This window comes from Acinetobacter sp. Ac_5812 (genome assembly GCF_013072695.1).
Taxonomy (GTDB): domain Bacteria; phylum Pseudomonadota; class Gammaproteobacteria; order Pseudomonadales; family Moraxellaceae; genus Acinetobacter.
Genome location: NZ_LXUK01000008.1, coordinates 1 through 19,252, shown reverse-complemented (window position 1 = coordinate 19,252; position 19,252 = coordinate 1). Strand labels below are relative to the sequence as shown.

Here is a 19,252-nt window from a genome sequence, read left to right as displayed (position 1 = left end):
ATAAATAAGTAGAGGGATAACCAGTAGAATGAATTTTAAACCAGAAACTTTGCCGAACAGTGTGCAGCCATACCTAGAAAAAATCTCAGCGACTGTTCTGCCAACCGTTAGCATGCAACTAACACCGAGTGATGAATTAACTTTATGGCAAAGTAAAATTGGGGGACAACCCTATTTGCCTTTGGATGTTGCTTATCCAGTTGACTCGAATGGCAATCCGTTGGCTTTATTGGCGCAGTTTAATTTTGCCGAAATCCCCAATTTAGCTCATTTTCCAGACCAAGGAATTTTACAGTTCTATATCGCGGCCGATGATCTGTATGGAATGAACTTTGATGACCAACAACAGCAATCTGGATTTAAAGTGTTGTACTTCGAGCATGTCATTGAAGATGCTTCACAATTAAAACAGGACTTTTCTGAAGTTCAGCTGAGTGAAGATGATTATTTGCCATTTACCGGACAATACTCGATTGAGTTTGCTTTAAGCACTCAGCCGATCAGTTTGGGTGATTTCGCTTTTGCACCGAAAATTTTAGGGGTTGAAGACCTTTATGATTTTGAAGATCAATTTGAAGGTGGGGATTTCGAAGATGATTTTATCGAGCCTTATGATGAATTGGCTTCCGCAAGTGGGCATCGTTTAGGTGGTTATCCTTATTTTACTCAAACTGATCCACGTCAATATAATGAAAAAGTTCAAGATTACGTGCTGCTTTTTCAGCTTGATACCGATGATGCGGAAAACGAGATTATGTGGGGTGATTCAGGGGTGGGGAATTTCTTTATTCATCCAGAAGATTTAAAGAAACGAGACTTTTCCAAAGTGCTATATAACTGGGATTGTTGTTAAATAAAAAAAGCGGATGAGTGTTCATCCGCTTTTTTCTCGGTGCTGAATCTTATTCAGTAACAAAAGTAACTTTGCCATCTTCCAAAGATTTAACACGCGCTAACGACTCAACGCGGTAACCTTTTTCAAGCAACACATCACGACCTGGTTGGAATGATTTTTCAATCACGATACCCACCCCAACCACTTCTGCTTTGGCTTGGTGAATCAAGTCGATGAGACCGAGCGCCGCTTGACCATTGGCCAAGAAGTCATCAATGACAAGTGCTTTATCACTTGAACTAATGTGCTTGTTTGAAATCGCAATGGTACTTTCAGTCTGTTTGGTAAACGAGAACACTTTAGAACGGTAAAGGTCGTCTTTCAATGTTAATGACTGGTATTTGCGCGCAAAAATAACAGGAACGCCAAGTTCTAAACCTGCCATGATTGCAGGTGCAATACCAGAGGCTTCGATGGTAATAATTTTAGTAATACCTGCATCTTTAAAGCGAGCGGCAAACTCTTTACCAATCAACTGCATCAACACAGGATCGATTTGGTGGTTTAAGAAAGCATCAACTTTCAAAACCTGATCAGATAGAACGATACCTTCATTTAAGATTTTCTGTTCTAAAGCGTACACGGGAGAATCCTCTAAACGGATGCTTGTTCAAGCAAAGGCATATTTTAAAAAGCATCGAAAAAAATGCAAGCCAAAATTGACCAGATGCTTAGTTTGTTTTACCCGAATAGCCTGTTAATAGCAGACCATATGATGATTTTCCATCATTATGTGCCATTTTTACAGGAAGGTAATCGAGTTTCGGGGCTAACCAGAACACGGTATTACGCTCTGGTTTATCGTGCTGCATCACCACTTTGATGGTACTGAATGTGCCATAAGGGGTTTTGATGTTCTCAGTGCCTTGTTTCACAAAGCGACGTTCATCGATGGCTTTCGCATCTGCAATCAGATACTTGGTTTTCAATGAATTGCTCTTCAAATCCTCACGGATTTGCAGTTCAGCATTGAGTTCATCCAAAGCACCTGCTTGCCATGCAAATGAGCGTGCCGTGTCATCTTTTTTGGTGTTCACAACCTTAGTGTTCGGATTGAAGTTAATACTCATAGTATTGTTGTGAATCAATATTTTACTGCTACGACTAAATTTCTGTGAGTTGATTTTGTTGTCGGCAAAACTAAATTGACTGGTTTCAGATGCAGAAGCAATACCACCTGCTTTAGCACTGAATTGATAGGTCCAGTTGTTGCCTTGTTGAGACAGTGTACGCGTTGCTGAACCGAGGTTTTTATTGTTGTAGCTGAATTGATAGCTGGCTTGGAAAGGCGCCATGGCCAAGGCATGACTAGAGATGCTTGCACTGAAAATGGCAGCCGAACTAAGACCCAGTACTTTCAATAATTTCTTTGTCATAACACTATATCCTTTGAGTGATGTGATAAGTGAACCACTCATTTATCATTACGATTTAGAGATATTATGCCTGTAGATTATGAAGAAAAGATCAGGTTTTTTACTAAGCGCGTGTTAATTTTTCGTATAAATCATGAAGATGTGTATTGCTACGGCATCTCATTTACAATGATATGCCGCCTGATTTGAATGTATTTATCTTTTGTTGTCTTTTTGCTGAATCGGAGTCACTTCGGTATCATCCAGATCCTCTTCATCAAAATCATCATCAGTTGATGGAGATAAAATTGCGGCGAGATTGACATTGCCCCAAACAATCAGCTCGGCGGGGCGGACACGCGCCCGATTGACATGTACTTTACTCAAAGTTTCGATAATGCTGGCTTTTTTACCTAGCCAACGATTTAAATCAAGATAAAGTAAATCATCTTGAACTTTGACCACTTCAAAATGTTCTAGGATTTTGCCAAGTGGATCTTCTTCACGGAATTTTTGGTAGTACCAAATTGCCACATAAAAGCCCCATTTTTGAAAGATGTTTTTGAATTTGGCTTCAATCACTTGGGTATTGCTGATTTGCTCAAAAACCATCAGTTGCACATTTTGATTCATTTCCATTTGAATCAACTTTAAATCAACCGATAAAGTGGTGTGCAAACCTTTCACATCGAGAGTGGTGTACAAGCGTAACCAACCATCATATAGGTCGGCGTGCAGGTCTTGCATAATGCCCACATTTTCGGTGACATAACGTTCCATGGTGGCATTCACAAACACTTGTGAAAGTGAAAACTCTCTTTCTTCTTCGATGAATTCTTCTGCTTTTTGGTAAACTTTACGTAGACGTTTAACTACAGATGAAATTAGCGTTTGCATAAAAGTTGTTCCAGAAAGTGAATTGATGAGTAAAGCAATGCCACAATCTTTGTATTCACTAAAAATAAAAATAAATTTCTGACTTGCAGTGTAGCAAAATTAATTGCTACATTTTCATAAAATGATGGTATGGAAACACTGTAACTATAAGTGGATCACATTTTTGTAAAATTTTGAATATTGGTTGGGTTTTTATACGGTTATGCCGTTGGGGATGGGACATTTTGTCGCTTGAATACCATGTGGAATAAAATAAATTTTCGTTCAGAACTGTCTCCTTATTGGTGGCAAGATCCAATTTTTGTTGGGGCAGTGGCTTTGGCGATGCTTTTGCATGGGGTTGTGTTGGCGATTCAATTTACCATGCCATCACCATCCGACACTTCCACCAAAGAAATTGCCGTCACCGTTCGTCCAAGTACTGAAAAAGTAAAAGATGCAGACTTTTTGGCGCAAGCGGATCAAAAAGGTTCGGGCGATTTCCGTGAAGCACATCGGATGTCGAGCGATCTGCCTGCACCGATGCAAGCCGATGCGACCACAGGTGAAAAAGAGTTAGAGAGCCTAGAAAAAATACAGCAAAAACGAGAGTTAAAATTCGAAGAAAAAGTGCTCATGACGGTTTTGAGTTGGCAAAAGCAAGCCGAGCAGAGCGAACGAAAAAAGACCTTGGATGATCTACAAAGTCAGTTTCAAGCCAAAGCTGCCATGGTGGCAAGCTTAGAAGCACAATATTTACAACGCCAACAAAATTTTAGCCGTAAACAACGGATTAAAACGGTCGATGGCATTCAGGCCAAACAAGATGCATCTGCTGCGTACCTAGATAAATTTCGCCAAAAAGTCGAGTTATACGGCAATCGCTATTATCCTGATCAAGCCAAACAACAACGCTTGGCGGGTGAAGTGCGCTTAATGGTGATTTTGAATGCTGAAGGAGGAATCCGAGCGATTCGTCTCATTGAAAGTTCTGGGCATGCGATTTTAGATGAGGCAGCCAAAGCTTCGGTGCGCCGTGGCGCACCCTTTGGTCCATTTGATGCCACGATGAAAAAGGAAATCTCTGAGTTACGTATCATTCGGACTTGGCGTTTTGATCCGGTCGATGCTGAATTTGAAGTGCACTAATGAAGGTGTACTTCTTATTGGAAAATAATGATGGATAAACTAAAAATTAAATATTTATAAAAATCATTTAATTATTTTTTTGCAGTCTAGGATTTGTTGTTAAATTCAATAAAAACAGTCAACTAAATTTATTGTTTAAAACTTGAATTGATAATAAAAACAATTATCATTTGCAATGTGTTTTTGGTTAACTCTCCTTTTGAAAATGAATGCATCCTTCTTAAAATTTATCGGGGGAATGAGGTGCATGTTTTCAAGACCGCTCCCTTGCAATAAGGACATATTTCATGCATCAACCTCCAACTTTAAATCTGTTTAAAGCCCGCCCACTCGTATTGGCAATGGCTGCGATCTTGTTGCCGACATTGGTATTTGCAGAAGATGAGGCTAAACAAAATGCAAAATTGCCAACGATTACAGTAAAAGCAGAAGAAGGGGCTCTGGCTGTAACGGAAGGAAAGAAAAGCTATACCGCTAAAAGTACCAATACCTCGACCAAACTCAATTTATCGCTTCGAGAAACACCACAATCGGTCAAAGTTCTCACCCGTGAGTATTTGGATGATGCCAATATTACATCGTTTCAGGACATGTTAAATAATGTCACGGGCGTGACTGTGAATCAGTGGGATGAACGTCAATATCCAACAGCGCGTGGTTTTGACGTCGACTATTATTTGTTTGATGGTGTTCCAAGCAATGTGGGGATGGAAGCCAATGATCCTGATTTAACCATGTATGATCGAGTTGAACTGGTGAAAGGTGCAAATGGCTTGATGACAGGTGCTGGGAATCCTGCAATTGCAATTAACATGATTCGAAAACATGCCAACGCTAAAGAGTTGACGGGGAATGTGAGCACTTCTTTGGGCTCATGGAATGCATGGTCAAGCTCTGCAGATATTTCAACGCCATTAAATGCGGATGGCAGTGTCCGTGGTCGTATCGTGGTGAAACACGAGGATACGGATTCTTATATGGATCGCTACGAAAAAACCAATAATGTTGTCTATGCGGTTGTAGATGCAGATATTACTGACAAGACGTACCTTTCAGTGGGGGCAGGCTATCAGAATTTAGAGCGGGATGGGGTACGTTGGGGCGGATTGCCCGCATTTTACACCGATGGCACACGGACTCATTTCGATCGTTCTAAATCGGTGAGTTCGGATTGGACCTACTGGAATACCGATACCACCACGGCGTTTGCGACATTGAAGCAGAATCTATTTAACGATATCGATTTAAATGTGAACTATGCGTACCGAGAAGTAAAACAAGACACGGCTTTACTCTATTCATGGGGGAAGTTAGATAGAGCAACCAATACACTCGGCTCTTTCATGACTTGGTCTGATGCCACCCAGACCAAAGAAAATAATATTGATACCTATCTCTCAGCACCTTTTATGTTGGGTGGTTTAAAGCAGGAAGTTGTTGCAGGTTTTATGTATAACCAAAGCAAGAAAGATAAATGGTACTCGGGAACGCCTCCGATTGCATCAGGTGCTGTGCTCGATTTTGATCATCCCAATATTCCATTAATTGGTGCAATTCAGAATAATAACTTGTATCAACCTCCAAATAAGACCACACAAACAGGCGCTTATCTTGCAGGCAAGTTCAGCTTATTGGAGCCATTGAAGTTAATTACAGGGGTACGTTTATCAAACTGGAAATATGAAAGTGACAATGGTGAAGGTAATCGGGAATTTAATAATGAAGTTACACCCTATGCAGGCTTAGTTTTTGATTTTCTGGATCAATACTCTTGGTATGCCAGTTATACCAGTATCTTTAAACCAGAAGATAAACGAGATGCAAATCGCCAATATCTTGATCCAAGAGAAGGTAAAAGCTATGAAACTGGCTTAAAAGGTGAGTTCTTAGACGGCAAATTGAATGCGGCTTTGTCGGTATTTAAAACCCAGCAGGATAATGTTGCAGAAGAGATTGATGGTGTTTTTGTACCTGATGTCAATGGTAACCCAACGACTGAAAAAGCCTACCGTAGTGTAGATGGCGTTGAAAGCAAAGGGGTTGAGTTTGAATTAGACGGTGAAATTAGAGACAACTGGAACTTGAGTTTTGGTGTTGCACATTTCAATGCCAAAGATGCAAAAGGGGATGAAGTCCAAACCATGTCTTCAAGAACCAGTGCCAATCTCTTTACCAAATATACCTGGGATCAATGGAGTGTTGGTGGCGGGCTAAACTATAAGAGTAAATTTTATACTGGAGAAGGCAGTCAACGTATTAGCCAAGATGCGTATGCTTTAACAAACTTAATGGTGGGCTATGATTTTGATTCAAATATCAAAGCGCAGATTAATTTGAATAATGTATTTGATAAAAGATATTATTCAGGCATCGGGAATAACAGCATGGTTTATGGATCACCTCGTAACGTGACTTTGACGTTACGTTATCAATTCTAATTCTCTTGAGAAATAAAAAACGGCTGAATTTAGCCGTTTTTTTATTCAACATGTGGATAAGTTCGCGCTTATTCACAAGCCATTTTGACTCGAATAAGCACGTTCAACTGTACAGATTTCGACACTAAAATCCTGATACCATTTTTCTTTGCCTAATCGCTGAGCAACCAGATGTTCTGCATCGCGTTGCCATTGCTTGATATCTTCAAGCTCATGCCAGTAAGACAATGCAATTTCAAAACCATTTTCACTACACGCTTCAAACTTGATGCAGTTAAATTGGCTCAAGGCTTTATGTCTCAGCTTTTGTGCCATTTCTGAGTAAGTTGCATCAAGTTGTTTGATGGTGGCTTTAAAAATAACGATATACATAGGACCTTGGTTTAGCTTTCGTCGGCTTGGTAAGGATTGGCGATCCCCAATTTTTTCAGAATCTCAATTTCTAAAGCCTCCATTTCTTCGGCTTCAGTTTCACTGGTTTCATGGTCGAAACCAAGCAAATGTAGAACGCCGTGAACCAGTAAATGGGTGAAATGATCGCTTGGCGTCTTTTGCTGTTCTGCAGCTTCTTGTAAAACCACAGGAATACAAATCACCAAGTCACCTAGAGGCTCTGCATCGAGTAAGCTCAGCATTTCCTCAGGAATATCACTTGGGAAAGACAATACATTGGTCGGTTTATCTTTTTCGCGATATTGCAGATTGAGCTCATGGCTTTCAGCGAGATCAACACAGGCAATTCCAATTTCACAATTGACATCAAAACCGACATGACGCAGTGCAGTTTCGATATTTTTTTTGATTTGACCACGTTTGAGTGGCAATTCCGCAGCTTGAAAGTCTTGTTGAAGACTTAAATTGATTTTCAAAATAGATCCTTAAAATCGTCCCCTTAAGATGAGACTAAAGCATCTTAAGGGGAGTGGGGGGATTTTTCTAAATGTGTTGCGCATCTGCTGCAGAATCATTTTCTGCAATCAGTGCTTCTTGTTTGGCTTTACGTTCGGCACGAGCTTCAGCAGACAGGCGTTGCTGTTCACTGTCCCAACCTTCGTAAGCTTCAACAATTTTTTGTACCAATTGGTGTCGAACCACATCACGTGAATGGAAACGGGTGATATGAATCTCATGAACATTTTCCAGTACACGTAATGCTTGTGCTAAACCCGATTGCTGTCCACGCGGTAAGTCAACTTGTGTAACGTCACCTGTAATCACGGCACGTGAACCAAAACCTAAACGGGTCAAGAACATCTTCATCTGTTCAGGTGTGGTGTTTTGTGCTTCATCTAAAATGACGAATGAGTGGTTCAAGGTACGTCCGCGCATGTAGGCAAGCGGAGCAACTTCAATCACTTGGCGTTCAATCAATTTAGCCACTTTTTCAAAGCCCAGCATTTCATACAGGGCATCATAAAGTGGACGTAAGTAGGGATCGATTTTTTGGGTGAGGTCACCAGGTAAGAAACCGAGTTTTTCGCCGGCTTCTACCGCTGGGCGAACCAGCAAGATACGTTGAATTTCGTTACGTTCCAGCATATCAACTGCAGCAGCAACCGCCAGATAGGTTTTACCAGTCCCTGCTGGGCCAATACCGAAGGAAATATCGCTTTGTAAAATACGTTGCACATAGCGTTTTTGATTAGCGCCACGTGGGTTAATTCGCCCTTTGCGGGTCTGTAACCAAACACTATCGAGGCCTGTATGTTCTTGATCTGAATCATCCATCAGTTCACGATCTGTCTGTGAACCTTGGATCATCAAATGAATGACATCGGCACTAATTTGTGAGGAAATTTCTGATTCTTGATAGAGCCGTTGCAGTAGTGCTTCGGCTCTTTCGACCGCTTCTATATCACCATCGAGATAAAAGGCATCGCCACGGTGAGTAATTTTGACATCTAAACGTTGTTCGATTTGTTTTAAATGCCCGTTATACGCACCGAGCATGCTTTTCAAACGTTCCAATTGAATCTCAGGGAACGTTACTGTACGTCGAATCGCTGCAGTCAAGATAAACCCTTTTTGTTGCTCTGTAGGAATACCCTTACATTACGCCACGTCAGGTTCAAGATTCAAGAGTTCTCCGTAAACTAAATTTAAAGTTTTAATTTCCGTGATCTCAATCTCTGCGAAACGCCCAATCCACGTGGCATCACCGATAAATGTCACTAAACGTGTATTGTCTGCTGTACCGATCAAAACATTTGGATCTTTATCAGAAACCTTCTCAATCAACACACGCTCAATTTTACCGAGCATGGCATCCGTTTTATCAATACTCGAACGTTTAATCACTTCTTGTACTTGAGCCAAACGATCTTTTTTCACTTGCTCAGGCGTACTGTCTGGTAAGTCGGATGCAGGCGTACCCGGACGCTTAGAGTAAACAAAACTATAAGAGTGATCGAAATCTAGATCTTTAATGAATTGTAGGGTTTCAGCAAAGTGCGCATCTGTTTCCCCAGGGAAACCAATAATGAAATCGCTAGATAAATGCATATCTGGACGGACTTTACGTAATTTGGCAATTTTATCAATATAGACATCAATCGTATGGTTACGCTTCATCGCTTGAAGGACATCGTTTGAACCACTTTGTACGGGCAGATGCAAGTGCGAAACCATTTGCGGTAAATCACGGTAGCATTGAATTAAATCTTCAGAGAATTCAAGCGGGTGAGAAGTGGTATAGCGTAGACGACCAATCCCTGGAATTTCTGCCACTAAGCGCAACAATTCTGGGAAAGTACAAATTTCACCTTCAAAGGTTTCGCCACGATAACCATTGACGTTTTGACCGAGTAAGCTGATCTCACGTACGCCTTTTTCAGCCAAGCCAGCGATTTCTGCCAACACATCATCCAACGGACGAGACACTTCTTCGCCACGGGTATAAGGGACCACACAGAATGAACAATACTTCGAGCAACCTTCCATGATGGAAACAAATGCCTTGAAGCCTTCCACACGTGGTTCTGGTAAAAAGTCGAACTTTTCAATATCTGGGAAAGAAATATCAACCAATTTGATTTTTTCTTTCTTTGGTTTTTCAATTTGAGCGTGATGCTGATCTAGCATTTGCGGCAAACGGTGCAGCGTTTGTGGGCCAAAGATCATATCCACATAAGGCGCACGTTTTTGAATGTTGTCACCTTCTTGCGATGCAACACAACCACCCACACCAATGATGAGATCTGGGTTTTGTTCTTTCAGTTTGCGCCAGCGACCTAAACCACTGAATACTTTCTCTTGCGCTTTTTCACGAATCGAGCAGGTATTCATGAGCAGAATGTCTGCTTCATTTGGATTGTCAGTGAGCACATAGCCATGTGAATCACCTAACAAATCTGCCATACGATGACTGTCATACTCATTCATCTGACACCCTTGAGTTTCAATAAACAATTTCTTGATCGAAACATCAGTGGTGTGCATTGGCTGGGTAACAGTGTTTTCTGAAGCAGCTTTTACAGCACTGGGAGTGAATGTTTGAACCGTCATGCAGGCTCCTAAACAAGGTGGATTTAAATAAACGGCGGATTATAGCAGTATTTTAGATCGAACGCAGAGAATAAAAAACTGACAAAAATGGACAGTTTGTGAATAAAATTGCGTGAATTTTAATGAATATGAATCAGTAATTTACATAACACAACAATAGTGGAAGGCCAGACTTATTACACTATAATGGCAGGGCAAAATTGGGCATAGATATTGATGAAGATGAAAAAGCAGCGTGATTTTAGAACAACCGTAACTCATAAATTGAATAACAAGAAGAGCTTCCGTTGTTTTATTGCAATGGGAGGAATGATCGCATGCTCGTCTGTCTATGCTTTAGATGAACAATTTAATGATGCTTTGCGTGCTGCCAATGCAAGCAATACTGCTTTGCTCGATCAGTACCAATCTGACATGCAAAATGATGCTTTGGGTTATTATCCAGAATATTGGAAACTGAACACCAATCTCGGTTTTCAACCTGCATCTTCGATTATTAGCTTTGCGCAACGCTATCCACAATCAGCGATGGCGGAAAAACTCTCTGCCGATTACGTGGAAGAAAAAGTCAAACTCGGAAGCTTTGCTGATGCTAAGCCTGTACTGAGTTATGTCACCAATCCAGATCAAGAAGAAAGCTGTGCTGTTGCACAAGTTCGTGCAAAAACAGGCGATAGTCTAGTTTTTGCAGAATATAAAGACATTTGGTTAGCAACCAATTCTCAGCCTGAATCATGTAATGGTTTGGGGCGTTTGATGTTGTCTAGTCCACTAATGACTGCACAAGACCGTCAACAACGCTTATGGGGACAATTACGTGCAGGCCAATCTGGTCCCGCGATTGCCACCGCTCAAACCATGGGCTTAAACCTTTCTTTAGCACAGTTTAACCAAATTCAAGCCAATCCATTGGGTTATCTGTGGAGTGCACCGAAGTCGAATGATGCCGATTATGCTTATTTGATCTTTGCCTTGGGACGTGTTGCAGATAGCGATTTAACCAATGCCTTGGGCAATGTGCAGCGTGCTGTTCAAGATGTACCACAACCCGTACAACAATATTTATATCGCACCATTGGTTATGTCGGCGGTACGACTGTGATGAAAAATGGCTTTAATCGTGAAGTGTTAAATGCTTATGATCAAAGTTATGGTTATCCATTTAGCCCTGAAGAAGCTGAAATTTATGCGCGTCAGGCGATTCGTTTCGGGGCGTGGGAAAGTGTGATTCGTGCAATTGATGCGATGTCGGTGACACAAAAGCAGGAAGATCGTTGGCAGTATTGGTTGGCACGTGCATCGGAACAGCGTTCAGATGGCGGCTCTAAACAGGCTGCACAGCAGATCTATCGCAAATTGGCACAAGCTGGGGATGACTACCATAACTTGTTGGCGAAAGATCGCCTAGGTGAACGTTATAATCATCAGCCATATAATGAACAGCCAAGTACTCAGGATATTCAACGCCTGAATCAAAATATCCATTTTAGACGTGCGTTTGCATTAAGAGATGTCAATGCACCTGCCAATTATACCAATCGTGAGTGGAACTGGGCGGTTCGCCAAGCCTATTTGCAACACGACGATGGTCTGCTTTTAGCTGCCGCGAAACGCGCGCATGATGTCGGTTGGTATGATCGTGCAATCTATGCAGCGGATCGTACCACGTCTCGACATAACGACACTTATCGCTATGCCACGCCACATCGTAGCAATGTCACCAGTCATAGTTACAATGCAGGTATTGATCCAGCATGGGCCTATGGTTTAATGCGCCAAGAGAGTCGTTTTGTCACCTCTGCACGTTCCCATGTTGGGGCAGGTGGTTTAATGCAGATTATGCCAAACACGGCAAAACTGATCGCAAGACAAATGGGTGAAACTTATAATCCTGCGGCATTGAGTGAAATGAACACCAATATTCGATACGGGACCTATTATCTTTCAATGATTCAAAGTCAGTTGAGTGGTAATGCGGTATTGGCAACAGCGGGTTATAACGCGGGCCCAAATCGTGCACGCCGTTGGCAACCTGATGCTCAGAATATGGCAGCAGATCAATACACTGAAACCATTCCATTATTGGAAACACGTGACTATGTTAAACATGTCATGACCAACGCTACACATTATGGTGTGGTATTAGGGCAGGGATCGCAATCGTTAGAAAAGCGAATGAGCACGATTCCTGTACGTAGTGGGCCTTAAGACACAGCAAGATGTTTAAGTGAAACAATGAAGTTTTTGCATTTGATGAAACCAATCGAATTACTCAAAGGGCAGTTGATGAGATCGCTACAGGCATTCGCTTGTTACTTGGTCTTCTCTTTCAGTGCTCCATTACATGCTGCGAGTAATCTAGACGTTGCAGGCTATGTCATGCATGTACAAATGACACCTGCTGCTTGCTCTTTTGATTCATCAAGACAAAAGCAACGTAAATGTCTGGAAGGCTATTCCCTCACGATTGCAAGTTTATTGCCTGAAGTACCGCTCAACCGAGATTGCTCAACTAAAACATCTGCCAAACTCTCACCTTTACAAGCCAAGGTGGTGGCGCGTGTCATGCCAGATGAAAATGCCCGTGTGCAGTTATGGCAGGATGTGGGTGGGTGTATGCCAATGAATGCCAGTCAATATTTTAGAACCGTTATTAACTTTGCAGAGCGCTTAAAAATTCCTGCAGATTTGACCAGCCCGAATACCATTGAAGTGCAAAAGGAAAGTTTAAGACAGCAATTTACCAAGCTCAATCCTTCATTACCGCCGAATGGAATTCGCTTTACTTGCCAGTCATCGAGATTTGATTCAGTCTTAACTGAAATACGCGTTTGTTATCAGAAAAATGGTCAATATAAACAATGCGCAAGCCATATTGTGACGGGCTGTCCAAGTGAATTTACCATTAAAGGCAGTTACTAGGTATTTACCTAGTTTGATTTGTATTTTCTATTAGACTTTCGTTGAAATTCATTCTCTTTTACATGCATCTGTATTCGCTTTAGAGTACAATCTTTGCCGTTTATGATAATTCGATTGAATAATAATAGCGTTCAATCGTGCAAACGCATCTCATTGGAGAATATCACATGAAGCAACCCGTTCGTGTAGCCGTTACAGGCGCTGCTGGTCAAATTGGTTATAGCTTATTATTCCGTATCGCAAGCGGTGAAATGCTAGGTAAAGATCAACCAGTAATTTTACAATTGCTTGAAGTTCCTTTTGAGAAAGCTCAACAAGCGCTTAAAGGCGTGATGATGGAACTTGATGACTGTGCTTTCCCATTATTGGCAGGCATGATCGGGACTGATGATCCTAAAGTTGCATTTAAAGATGCTGACTATGCGTTATTAGTTGGTTCTCGCCCACGTGGTCCTGGTATGGAACGTGCTGACTTGTTGAAAGTGAATGGCGAAATCTTTATCGGCCAAGGTCAAGCACTTAACGAAGTTGCGAGCCGTGACGTTAAAGTATTGGTTGTTGGTAACCCAGCAAACACCAATGCATACATCGCAATGAAATCTGCTCCAGATCTTCCAGCGAAAAACTTTACCGCAATGTTACGTCTTGACCACAACCGTGCATTAACTCAACTTGCTCAAAAAGCAGGTGTTGCAGTTTCTGACATCGAAGACATGACTGTTTGGGGTAACCACTCTCCAACTATGTACGCTGACTACCGTTTTGCAACTGCAAATGGCGTAAGCTTAAAAGACAAAATCAACGATGCAGCATGGAACAAAGATGTGTTCCTTCCAACTGTTGGTAAACGTGGTGCTGCGATCATCGAAGCACGTGGTTTGTCTTCAGCTGCTTCAGCTGCAAATGCTGCAATCGACCATATGCGTGACTGGGCATTAGGCACAAACGGCAAATGGGTAACTATGGGTATTCCATCTGATGGTTCTTATGGTATTCCAGAAGGCGTAATGTTTGGTTTCCCTGTAACGACTGAAAACGGTGAATACAAAATCGTTCAAGGTTTAGAAATTGATGAGTTCAGCCGTGAACGTATTAACTTCACGCTGAATGAGCTTGAAGAAGAGCGTGCAGCAATTGCTGACATGGTAAAATAATTTATCTTTTTGATAAATTGAAAGCACTCTCCTCGAGAGTGCTTTTTTTATGCCAATAAACACAAAAAACAACAAGAAAAGATAGACCTATCGCTGCATACCAAGGTGATTTGCTGTTAGATTATTTTGATAAAGGACATGATTTGGAGAATAACAATGTTTGAACAGCAACCGACACTTGAGCTTTTATTTGAACAACTCGGGCTTGGGGCTGATGAGGCAGCAATCGAAAACTTTGTGAAAACCCACCAACTACCCGCTGATCAAAAGTTACATGAAGCTGAGTTCTGGAGTGCAGGACAGCGTGATTTTCTCAAAAGTCACTGGGATAAAGATGATGAGTGGGCGATCGTGATTGATGAGTTGAATCAACAACTGCATGTCGATAGCACAAGATAGTCAAATATAAAAAAAGTTCACATTAGTGAGCTTTTTTTTGAATCAAGGTTTTAAACCAATCTTCTTGGCGTATGGCATTAAATGCAGGGTGGAGTTGTAATAACTCTAAATCATGATCCAAGCAAGATACGTATTTCGTTAGCCAATGCCGTGTTAGTGCTAGTTCTTGCTTAGCAGCTGAAGCGTAAGCCAAGAAGAAATAAATATCTAAGTGTTCTGTATATGCCAAAGGTTTAAGAATTTGTTGTGTAATTAAAGCAAAACGCTGCTCTTTAGTGAGCTCAAAGTAAATCATATAGGCTTTGGCTAAACATAAAGACAAATTCAAATACAAGCTTAATGGCATTTCATCATATTCAACACGAGCTTGTTCAATGAGCACGATTGCTTCTTGCAAGAAATGCAATTGTTCCTGACGAATATGACTCAGTACCACTAATTGCAAACGTAGGTCAGCACGCTCTAGAGCAAGTTCGGGAGTATTGCTGTCTAAATAGAGTTGGTCTGTTTCACCAATTCGAGCAATCACTTGTTGAGTTTCATTCGACATTATGGATCCAAAATCGTCAGTTATGCGGGGTATATAAGGGTGTTTTTAGGAATTTAAAGGGTTTAAGCTTTATTCCAAATTGAACTGCCACTGCGTAGCCATGCCGTGATTGATAAACGTTGCTGTTTAGAGAGCAGTACTTCGTGCAAGATATCGCTTTGAAAAATCGCCAGACGATTCGGTTGCGGTTGGATGACATGCCATTGATCATGCTTATCCTGCAATCGTAATTGACCACCCCAATCCTCTTGCCAACTTTCATGCAAATAGAATACCGTCGAAATCATACGATCATTTTTTTGCTGTGGGTTATCTCGGTGTAAGGCATAAAACTCACCTGCGTTATAACAGGCGAAATGTGCTTCGACTTCTTTAATGCCTAAATAGAAAGCCTGATTCAACGCTTGAGATAGGTGCTCTAAGGTCTGTAAATGCTGTTGTGCAATGGGTAGTTGCCCATCAATCCATAAAATATGATCACTACGGATATGGCTGACCACCCCATTTTGTATGCCAGCTGCTCTGAATTCTGCAAGATGAGTGCTACATTCATGTGCAAGTGCTTGTATATACTCATCTGAATACACTTGATCAATCAAGGCAAAGCCAAATTCATTTAGATTATCCAGCACTTGATCCAGATTCCAAGACTGAAGATTTAATGCGGATGGGAGAGTTGTTGCTTGCATAGTACTCCAGTGACTTAGGTTCGGTTATAGGGCAATTTTAGACGATCACATCAACGCTAAAGAATAATTTAGGGGCTGCTGACGTTTCAACCATGCTTTGCGTTATAAGTTAAAACGACATAAACGAGGCATGGAACGTAGGCAATGGCGATTCCCTTGTCAAGTTTCATAACGAAGTTTAGGGTGGTTTTAGCTATAACCCTGAGCAAAAGCAAAGCATTGCTTTGATTGCAGCGCAAGGCGAAGCTCAAGGACTGTGACATTTTTTGCTGCTACAGCGTTATGTTTTTCTCATTTAGGATACTAAATTTCGTAAACCATGCCTTGTATCAGCTAAAAAATGTCTACAGTCGCAATGAGAGCTAGAGCTCGCAAGGTGAAATGTCATCGGCCCCTATTTTCATGTTAAACTACCTGCTGAATTGAGGAATAAATTGTCAACATGAATTACCGTCACCATTTCCATGCGGGTAACTTTGCCGATGTTATGAAGCATGTACTTTTGCTTCAACTGCTCGCTCGTTTAAATGCTAAAGATAAACCTTATCGATATATCGATACCCATGGTGGTGCAGGTAAATATGATTTATCTACGTCGGAAGCACAAAAATCAGGTGAATTCTTAACGGGTATCCATCGTTTGGTCAAGCTTGACGATTCGATTAAACGTAATGCGCCTGAAGGTGTAAAACAATATCTTAAAATTGTTGAAGATATGCGTGCAGGTTCGGGTAAAGGTGCTTATCCAGGTTCACCTTGGTTTGCACTTGAAGGCATGCGTGATATTGATAAAGCGACTATATTTGAAATGCAGCGTGATGTATTTCAGCAATTGTATTTTAATATTCGCGATAAACGTGCGGGTTTGCATGAGCGTGATTTCTATGAAGGCTTGATGGGTGTCATTCCGCCTAAAGAAAAGCGTGGATTGGTCATGATTGACCCTCCTTACGAAATTGAGCGTAAAGATTTCCCGCAATTGGTTGAAATACTCCAAGCCGCACATAAAAAATGGCCAACCGGTGTATTTGCTGTGTGGTATCCAATTAAAGATCGCGCCATGATTGAGCGTTTTGAAAAGAAAATGATGAAAACGGGGATTCGCCGTCAGCTCATTTGTGAAATTTGTGTATGGCCAGATGACACACCAGTTGGATTAAATGGTTGTGGTTTATTGGTAATTAACCCACCTTGGAAGTTCTCAGAAGATGCGGATCAAGCATTACAATGGTTGTTTCCACATTTGCGCATGAGTGAAAATGGTGGACATGCTGCTGTGCGTTGGTTGGTGGGTGAATAACCCATCAATGTCCAAATATTCTCGAGGAATTGAAAATAATGACAAATTCTCTTAAACCTGATTCTAATTTGAATAAAGAAGATCATTCTTTTGATGGAATCACTTTTGAAGTAGAAGAAGAAGAGCATACGCACGAAGGACAAAAAGTGAAACGCCGTGGTATTTATTTATGGCCGAATTTAATTACAACAGCCGCACTTCTTTCTGGTTTTTATTCAATTATTGCCAGTATGAATGGAAACTTTAATCAAGCGATCTATGCCATTTTCTTGGCTGCATTGCTTGATGGTTTGGATGGTCGTGTGGCTCGTGCCATTGGTGCACAAAGTGCATTCGGTGAGCAATATGATTCGCTTTCTGACTTGTTGGCGTTTGGTGTTGCACCCGCTATTTTGATGTATAGCTGGAGCTTGCATGATCTTGGACGTATCGGCTTAGCATGTTGTTTTATCTATACGGCTTGTGCCGCTTTCCGCTTGGCTCGTTTCAATGTACAAATTGGTGTGGTGGATAAGCGCTACTTTATTGGTATCGCCAGCCCGCTTGCGGCAGTGACTGTTATTTCATTGGTATGGGTCGGTCGTGATTATCCATTTATCTTTGATTTACAAGATATTGTGATTCAGGTGATTAATTCAGTGGTCATGGTTGCCGTGGGTTTATTGATGATTTCCAATATCAAATACTATTCATTTAAACAAATGGATCGTAAGCGTGTACCTTTCGTCGTGATGTTACCGGTGGTCTTGATTTTTGCTGCAATCACGTACAACATTCCTGTAGGGATACTGATTGTCTGTATCCTCTATGTCCTTTCAGGATTTGTGACGACACTATTTGCCAAAAAAAATGATGCCAAAATAACAAGTTAAAATACGGAGGTTCAGTATGCCAATATTGATGAATAACAATCAATTAAAGCAGCTGAACCTCAATAAGTCAGATGCCTTAACGTTTCACCCGCCTAAAGGTTTATTTAAGATCGTCTATCAAGCTTTGATCTTGCCTAATTTGCCTGAACCGTTTCATTATTTAAATTTCATTAGTCTAATCGGCCAACCTCGTATCCCCATTTGTTATAACGCCAGTGCCATTACCACGACGGCAATTGATACTGCGACGGTTTTAGTTGCCAGTAGCTTATCGACAGTCGGACATCTCAAAAGTTATAGCGCCAAAGAGCAGTGTCAATTAGAGCAAGATCGTTATCAGTTTTTAGATGTAGATCAAATCCAGGTTGATTTCCCCAATTATTATTTTCAGCGTGATGATGAAGAACTCAGTTGCCAACTCAAAGTGAATATTGGAACTGACATTGAAAACCATTCAGCTTTGCAATGGGGAGTAGGGGATTATTGGTATGTGCGTTGCCAATGTGAAGGTGAAATCATTTATAAAAAACAAAAATATCAAATCCAAGCGCAGGGCATTTTGAAACATGCCAGAGCGATCTACTTACCTTTTATCGCCTTTCATTTTTTTACCTATCAAATTATTCAGGTCAGTGCAGACTTTCAGATCATCTTGTCTGAACTTAGAAATCAGTGGAATAACATTATTTTTTCTCGTATTGAAATTCAGTCGAATGAGCAAAATTCAATACTCTATGATCATCAAGTCATTTTAGATGTGACGCGTGTTTACCCGAAAGTACAGACCCCAAATGGACGGGAGATGTATTTGCCGCGGGAATTTATTTGGCAATATTCAGAAAAGGGAGAAGTGGTCTTTCAACTACACGCTCAAAGCCGAGGGGATTATAAATTTGGCCTAGCTGCGGGTTATGTAGGAAGTTTTAATTATCAATTATTGTGGAACAAACAAAGCTATCAAGGTTCTGGATATTGTGAATATATCGATTGTCGGCCTTTACACTGGCAAGAAAAAAATAAAACTGAGCAAATAATCGACCAAGTTGCACATTTTCAGCCATATTTGTGTAAAAAATAATCGTTTGATTTAATAATTTAAGATAATTTGAAAAAGGGGGTTGTGTTGGATCTGAAATACTGTAGAATGCA

19 protein-coding genes are annotated in these 19,252 nt (G+C 41.0%); 10 read left to right on the top strand and 9 right to left on the bottom strand.

Annotated features, from left to right (window positions below; translation table 11 throughout):
- The first annotated feature begins 28 nt into the window (after positions 1–28).
- A complete protein-coding gene (locus tag A7P55_RS06070) occupies positions 29–853 on the top strand; it encodes a YwqG family protein (protein ID WP_171551459.1) in 825 nt (274 codons plus the stop codon).
- A 49-nt stretch (positions 854–902) separates the two neighbouring features.
- On the opposite strand, the gene A7P55_RS06065 is transcribed toward A7P55_RS06070, so the two are convergent.
- The 3 genes from A7P55_RS06065 to A7P55_RS06055 form a co-directional block, all read right to left on the bottom strand.
- Entirely contained in the window at positions 903–1,478 is a 576-nt protein-coding gene (locus A7P55_RS06065) for a xanthine phosphoribosyltransferase (protein WP_004655958.1), read from the bottom strand.
- Between the two features lie 88 nt (positions 1,479–1,566).
- Positions 1,567–2,271 (bottom strand): DUF3108 domain-containing protein, encoded by a 705-nt coding sequence (locus tag A7P55_RS06060; RefSeq protein WP_171551458.1) that lies wholly within the window; start codon positions 2,269–2,271, stop codon positions 1,567–1,569.
- Between the two features lie 195 nt (positions 2,272–2,466).
- Positions 2,467–3,147: a hypothetical protein gene (locus tag A7P55_RS06055; RefSeq protein WP_171551457.1), complete on the bottom strand. Its 681-nt coding sequence runs from the start codon at positions 3,145–3,147 to the stop codon at positions 2,467–2,469.
- A 240-nt stretch (positions 3,148–3,387) separates the two neighbouring features.
- Here A7P55_RS06055 and A7P55_RS06050 point away from each other — a divergent pair, with 240 nt between their 5' ends.
- Together A7P55_RS06050 and A7P55_RS06045 are read left to right on the top strand one after the other, a co-directional pair.
- Positions 3,388–4,275 (top strand): TonB family protein, encoded by an 888-nt coding sequence (locus A7P55_RS06050; RefSeq protein ID WP_171551456.1) that lies wholly within the window; start codon positions 3,388–3,390, stop codon positions 4,273–4,275.
- 287 nt (positions 4,276–4,562) lie between these two features.
- Positions 4,563–6,713, top strand: a complete 2,151-nt coding sequence (locus tag A7P55_RS06045) for a TonB-dependent siderophore receptor (protein WP_171551455.1) — start codon at positions 4,563–4,565, stop codon at positions 6,711–6,713.
- Positions 6,714–6,785: 72 nt separating this feature from the next.
- On the opposite strand, the gene A7P55_RS06040 is transcribed toward A7P55_RS06045, so the two are convergent.
- The 4 genes from A7P55_RS06040 to miaB form a co-directional block, all read right to left on the bottom strand.
- Complete coding sequence (locus tag A7P55_RS06040) at positions 6,786–7,085, bottom strand: antibiotic biosynthesis monooxygenase (protein ID WP_171551454.1); 300 nt, start codon at positions 7,083–7,085, stop codon at positions 6,786–6,788.
- Between the two features lie 11 nt (positions 7,086–7,096).
- Positions 7,097–7,582, bottom strand: a complete 486-nt coding sequence (gene ybeY / locus A7P55_RS06035) for an rRNA maturation RNase YbeY (RefSeq protein ID WP_171551453.1) — start codon at positions 7,580–7,582, stop codon at positions 7,097–7,099.
- 67 nt (positions 7,583–7,649) lie between these two features.
- A complete protein-coding gene (locus A7P55_RS06030) occupies positions 7,650–8,726 on the bottom strand; it encodes a PhoH family protein (protein WP_004655946.1) in 1,077 nt (358 codons plus the stop codon).
- 39 nt (positions 8,727–8,765) lie between these two features.
- Complete coding sequence (gene miaB / locus A7P55_RS06025) at positions 8,766–10,217, bottom strand: tRNA (N6-isopentenyl adenosine(37)-C2)-methylthiotransferase MiaB (protein ID WP_171551452.1); 1,452 nt, start codon at positions 10,215–10,217, stop codon at positions 8,766–8,768.
- 300 nt (positions 10,218–10,517) lie between these two features.
- Between miaB and A7P55_RS06020 the strand changes: the two genes are divergently transcribed.
- From A7P55_RS06020 to A7P55_RS06005, 4 genes are all read left to right on the top strand, one after another.
- The gene (locus A7P55_RS06020; RefSeq protein WP_171551669.1) at positions 10,518–12,425 is read left to right on the top strand and encodes a lytic transglycosylase domain-containing protein; all 1,908 of its coding nucleotides are present in this window, start codon (positions 10,518–10,520) and stop codon (positions 12,423–12,425) included.
- A gap of 45 nt (positions 12,426–12,470) precedes the next feature.
- The gene (locus A7P55_RS06015; RefSeq protein WP_171551668.1) at positions 12,471–13,139 is read left to right on the top strand and encodes a ribonuclease I; all 669 of its coding nucleotides are present in this window, start codon (positions 12,471–12,473) and stop codon (positions 13,137–13,139) included.
- A gap of 167 nt (positions 13,140–13,306) precedes the next feature.
- Positions 13,307–14,293, top strand: a complete 987-nt coding sequence (locus tag A7P55_RS06010; protein ID WP_004655942.1) for a malate dehydrogenase — start codon at positions 13,307–13,309, stop codon at positions 14,291–14,293.
- 156 nt (positions 14,294–14,449) lie between these two features.
- Entirely contained in the window at positions 14,450–14,692 is a 243-nt protein-coding gene (locus A7P55_RS06005; protein WP_004802586.1) for a DUF2789 family protein, read from the top strand.
- Between the two features lie 22 nt (positions 14,693–14,714).
- On the opposite strand, the gene A7P55_RS06000 is transcribed toward A7P55_RS06005, so the two are convergent.
- Both A7P55_RS06000 and A7P55_RS05995 read right to left on the bottom strand, forming a co-directional pair.
- On the bottom strand, positions 14,715–15,242 hold the full coding sequence (locus tag A7P55_RS06000) for a hypothetical protein (RefSeq protein ID WP_171551451.1): 528 nt from the start codon (positions 15,240–15,242) through the stop codon (positions 14,715–14,717).
- 62 nt (positions 15,243–15,304) lie between these two features.
- Positions 15,305–15,931, bottom strand: a complete 627-nt coding sequence (locus A7P55_RS05995) for a 2OG-Fe(II) oxygenase (RefSeq protein ID WP_171551450.1) — start codon at positions 15,929–15,931, stop codon at positions 15,305–15,307.
- Positions 15,932–16,373: 442 nt separating this feature from the next.
- Here A7P55_RS05995 and rlmJ point away from each other — a divergent pair, with 442 nt between their 5' ends.
- From rlmJ to A7P55_RS05980, 3 genes are read left to right on the top strand one after another with little or no spacing between them, the layout of a single operon-like run.
- On the top strand, positions 16,374–17,231 hold the full coding sequence (gene rlmJ, locus A7P55_RS05990) for a 23S rRNA (adenine(2030)-N(6))-methyltransferase RlmJ (RefSeq protein WP_004802589.1): 858 nt from the start codon (positions 16,374–16,376) through the stop codon (positions 17,229–17,231).
- 38 nt (positions 17,232–17,269) lie between these two features.
- Positions 17,270–18,103 carry a CDP-diacylglycerol--serine O-phosphatidyltransferase gene (pssA, locus tag A7P55_RS05985; RefSeq protein ID WP_171551449.1) on the top strand — a complete coding sequence of 278 codons (834 nt, stop codon included), beginning with the start codon at positions 17,270–17,272 and terminating at the stop codon, positions 18,101–18,103.
- Between the two features lie 16 nt (positions 18,104–18,119).
- Positions 18,120–19,181, top strand: a complete 1,062-nt coding sequence (locus A7P55_RS05980) for a DUF6670 family protein (protein ID WP_171551448.1) — start codon at positions 18,120–18,122, stop codon at positions 19,179–19,181.
- Positions 19,182–19,252 lie beyond the last annotated feature (71 nt).